Source organism: Vibrio sp. 10N.222.48.A3 (genome assembly GCF_041475345.1).
In the GTDB taxonomy this organism is placed as follows: Bacteria; Pseudomonadota; Gammaproteobacteria; order Enterobacterales; family Vibrionaceae; genus Vibrio; species Vibrio tasmaniensis_A.
In genome coordinates this window covers 1-300 of the sequence record NZ_JBFRVX010001771.1, presented here as the reverse complement: position 1 = coordinate 300, position 300 = coordinate 1, and the positions used below count along the sequence as shown (strand labels likewise).

1 pseudogene is annotated in these 300 nt (G+C 46.3%); it reads left to right on the top strand.

Annotated elements, in window-relative coordinates:
- Positions 1–300: pseudogene (locus AB4653_RS28840) on the top strand (hypothetical protein); the annotation flags it as partial.

Sequence of the window (300 nt, the reverse complement as noted above, 5' to 3'; positions counted from 1 at the left end):
ATCGACGTTCATGAAGATCCTATCTGGTGAACTTGAGCCAAGTGCTGGTAACGTAAGCTACGATCCAAACGAGCGCGTAGCTAAACTAAACCAAGACCAATTTGCTTACGAAGAATTCACGGTAATCGACACGGTTATCATGGGTCACAAAGAGCTTTGGGCTATTAAGCAAGAGCGTGACCGCATTTACTCTTTGCCTGAAATGAGCGAAGAAGACGGCATGAAGGTAGCTGATCTTGAAGTTCAGTTCGCTGAAATGGACGGTTACATGGCAGAAGCGAAAGCGGGTGAGCTTCTTCT